Raw genomic sequence first — 2,746 nt, forward strand, 5'->3', positions numbered from 1 at the left:
GCCCCCGCTCACCGGCGAGGTCAAGGCGGGCTGACCCGCCGCGGAACCCCGTACCGGACGGGCGCGACCACCGCGGTCGCGCCCTTCCGCGTCATTCCCCGACGGCCGCCAGTGCCCGGGAGGCCGCCGCCCGCAGTTCCTCGTCCTGGCGGAAGCCGTGCCAGGTCGCGTCCTCGCCGGGCAGCCGGCGGTCCCCGGCGAGGGCGGCGCGCAGCAGCGGGGCGGCGGGGCGGGCGGCCGGGCCGATCCGGGCCAGCTGCCGGACGGCGGCGGGCATGACGGGGTGGTAGTGCCCCCGGTCGAGGCCGTGCAGGGCGGAGAGCAGGGCCGGGACGGCCGTGTCGGTGTCGCCGGTGGCCGCCCACAGCGCGCCGGCGGCCCGCACCCTGGTCCATTCGTCCCGGTCGGCGGCGCGCTCGCGCAGGAGTGCGGCGCAGCGGGCGGCGTGCGGGCCGAGGTCGCCGAGCATCCGCAGCGCGCGGTGGTCGCCGGGGTGGGCGGCGAGGGCGTCCACGGCCGCCTCCGGGTCGCCGCCGAGCCTCCAGCACGCCCAGGCGGCGGCCGCCGCGCCCGCGTCCGGGCCGTTCGTCCGTGCGGAGATCATCGCCCTGGCCCGTTCGGCGAGGTCGGTGCCGAGCACCGGCGGGCCGAGTTCGGCGAGCGTCTCGGCGGCGGTGGCCCACGCCTGCTCCTCGGCCAGCAGGGCGAGCAGCCGTTCGGCGGCGGTGCGGCTCGCGGTGCCCCAGCCGGTCAGTACGCGGCCGTACCGGTGCACCGTCGGCGGGAGCCCGTCCCGGGCGAGCCGCTGTTCGAGCAGCGGCATCAGGGCGTCCGCGTGTCCGGGCAGCAGGGCCAGCACCTCGTGCAGGGCGGGCAGGGCGGGCCCGTAGGTGCGGATGTCCAGCCGGTGGGGGCGGTCCGTGTCGCCGAAAGCCCCGGGGGCGGCGGTCAGCGCGGGCACGCAGCGCGGGTCGCCGCCCCGGGCGAGGGCCCAGAGCGCGGTGGCGGCGACGGCGCCGTCGGTGTCGTCGAGCAGGGCCGCGATCCGGTCGGCGCGGGGGGTGACGGCGGCCGGGCCGAGGCGGGCGAGCAGGTCGAGTGCGAGGAGGCGCACCTGCGGCGCGGGGTCGTCGAGGTGCGCGGCGATCGCGGGCAGCAGGTGCGGTGCCGGCGAGCGCCATCGGGCGAGCAGGCGGCCGGCCTGGGCGAGCGCGGCCGCCCGGTGGACGGGGTCGGGGTGGTCGCGCAGCAGTGCGCGGACGAACGCGGTGGCCGGCCCGGGGGCGGGGAACAGCCCGGCCGCCCGGCCGTGGACGCTTCCCGGTGCACCGTCCTCGTCCCACCGCCGGGCCCCGGGGTCGCGCACCGCGCGGGCGATCAGGTCGGCGTGCCGCAGCGGGAGTCCGCGGTCCCCGGGGGTGAGCGCGAGGACGGCGCCCAGGCGTTCCTGGAGGTCGCCGTCGGCCAGCAGGGCGCGCAGCGTCTCCCGGGCCTCGGGGCCCTGCGGCTCGGCGGGTCCGCGCCGCAGGGCGGCGCCGAGCGCGGTGAGCAGGTCGAGGCGGGTCGCCGGGTCGTCCTCGGTGCGCAGGCGGCGCAGCAGCGCGGGCAGCAGGGCCCGGCCGGGGGTGGGGCAGGCCCCGAGCATCCGGACGGTGTCGCGGCGGATCGCGGGCAGCGGGTCGTCGAGCAGGGCGAGGGTCTGCGGCAGGGCCCGCTCCCAGGCCGCCCACCAGGTGGCGTCGGTGCCGGGCGGGACGTGCGCGGCGGGGGTGCCGGAGAGCATGCCGAGCGTCTCCAGCAGGCTGCGGCGGACGGCCGGGAACAGCGCCGGGTCGGCGGCCAGCCGCAGCAGGAAGGGCAGGACGGCCGGGGCGGCCGAGCAGATCCAGCCGCCCAGGTGCACCATCCGGTCGTAGATCTCGGAGGCGGCGTCCTGGGCTGCCTCCTCGTCCGGCCCGGCGCAGGCGCGCAGCAGTTCCGGCAGGTCGTCGGCGCTGCCCTGTTCGTGCTTCAGCGCGGCCCACTCGACGGCGTCCGGGTCCTTCCCCATGCCGCGGACCCTAGCAGCGCGGCCCGCCGTCACCATTCACGGGGCGCCACCAGTTCCTCCGGGTCGGCCTCCGGGAAGCCGTACGCCTGCGCGAGGTACTCGAAGTCCACCGCGATGGTGTCGCGCGCGACGGTCTCGATCTCGCTGCCGGCCGCGCCGAACTCCTCCGCCAGCAGGTTGAACTCCTCCGTCGCGGCGTGCGTCAGGGCGTACAACTCCGGCAGCCCGCACGGCGGTTCGGCTTCGATCCGCTCGCACAGCGCGCGCAGGATGCCGGCGCCCCTGGCGACCAGGTGCGCCGGGTAGTAGCCGTCGCCGCGCATCGGGCGCAGGAACTCGTACGCCGCCGTCCGCCCGTTGGTGATCGCCATGCCGCCGCTCCGTCCGTCCGTGGGGTGTCGCGGCCGATCATGCCGCCCGGCACCGACAGCGCCGGGCGGCGGCGGCTCAGCGGTCCGCGGCCGGGTCGCGCAGCAGGTCCTCGACGTCCCGGCGCGGGGTGGCCGGTCCGGGCGGGCCGTAGCCGACCCGCAGCACCACCTGGACGGTGCCGATGCCGGCCGCGGGGTCGCGCAACCGCCAACGGGTGTCCGGGAGTTCGACGGCCTGGTGGAGCACCGAGACCCGCAGGCCGCGGGCGGTGGCCAGCAGCCAGACCCGCTCCATCGCCTGTCCGGCGCGCAGCCAGTCCGCGGC

Annotated in this window: 2 protein-coding genes and 1 pseudogene; all 3 read right to left on the bottom strand. The window is 79.0% G+C overall.

Features of this window, described 5'->3' with window-relative positions; genetic code table 11:
* Nucleotides 1–91 precede the first annotated feature (91 nt).
* Complete coding sequence (locus ACFUEL_RS37995) at nt 92–2,050, bottom strand: hypothetical protein (RefSeq protein WP_380242531.1); 1,959 nt, start codon at nt 2,048–2,050, stop codon at nt 92–94.
* Nucleotides 2,051–2,079: 29 nt separating this feature from the next.
* Nucleotides 2,080–2,421: a DUF5713 family protein gene (locus ACFUEL_RS38000; protein ID WP_380242533.1), complete on the bottom strand. Its 342-nt coding sequence runs from the start codon at nt 2,419–2,421 to the stop codon at nt 2,080–2,082.
* A gap of 76 nt (nt 2,422–2,497) precedes the next feature.
* Nucleotides 2,498–2,746 (bottom strand): annotated as a pseudogene (locus ACFUEL_RS38005) (hypothetical protein); the annotation flags it as partial.

Source organism: Kitasatospora sp. NPDC057198, assembly GCF_042670125.1.
GTDB lineage: Bacteria > Actinomycetota > Actinomycetes > Streptomycetales > Streptomycetaceae > Kitasatospora.

Bases quoted from the DNA above. Each gene is read 5' to 3' on its own strand.
- ACFUEL_RS38000 (WP_380242533.1), bottom strand. From the start codon at position 2,421: ATGGCGATCACCAACGGGCGGACGGCGGCGTACGAGTTCCTGCGCCCG.
- ACFUEL_RS37995 (WP_380242531.1), bottom strand. From the start codon at position 2,050: ATGGGGAAGGACCCGGACGCCGTCGAGTGGGCCGCGCTGAAGCACGAA.